Source organism: Lacrimispora amygdalina (genome assembly GCF_003432035.1).
Classification (GTDB): Bacteria; Bacillota; Clostridia; order Lachnospirales; family Lachnospiraceae; genus Lacrimispora; species Lacrimispora amygdalina.
Map to the genome: position 1 here is coordinate 1 of NZ_QOHO01000166.1, position 587 is coordinate 587.

Here is a 587-nt window from a genome sequence, read left to right on the forward strand (position 1 = left end):
GTTGTGTACATCGACATAAAAAAATCCCGTAAAAAAAGCCGCACAGGCGGCCTTTAGTGATGAAGGGTAAAGTTAAACGATGCTGATTGCCGTTCCGGCAAACGCGGTCCGTTTTTTCGTCTCGTCGCTGGCAGCCTCCGGCCAGAGCACATCCTCATAACGGAACGTGCCGGACTTGTAGAACGTCAGCGTGGTGCTGGTCTGGTCAGCAGCAACCGCAAGAATGCCAACGGCAGCACCGTCGGTGGTGCCATCCCACGCAACCAGCTTACGGCTGGAGGTGTCCAGCATCAGCGGGGTCATTGCAGGCGCTTTCGCACTCAATCCGCCGGGCGCGGTTGCGGTATGAGCCGGGTCACTGTTGCCCTGCGGCTGGTAATGGGTAAAGGTTTCTTTGCTCGTCATAAACATCCCTTACACTGGTGTGTTCAGCAAATCGTTAACGGCATCAGATGCCGGGTTACCTGCAGCCAGCGGTGCCGGTGCCCCCTGCATCAGACGATCCAGCGCAGTGTCACTGCGCGCCTGTGCACTCTGTGGTGCTGCGGCCAGAATGCGGCGGGCCGTTTTCACGGTCATACCGGGGG

1 protein-coding gene is annotated in these 587 nt (G+C 58.3%); it reads right to left on the bottom strand.

Annotated features, from left to right (window positions below):
- Nucleotides 1–72 precede the first annotated feature (72 nt).
- Complete coding sequence (locus DS742_RS28485) at nt 73–405, bottom strand: head decoration protein (protein ID WP_001297109.1); 333 nt, start codon at nt 403–405, stop codon at nt 73–75.
- Nucleotides 406–587 lie beyond the last annotated feature (182 nt).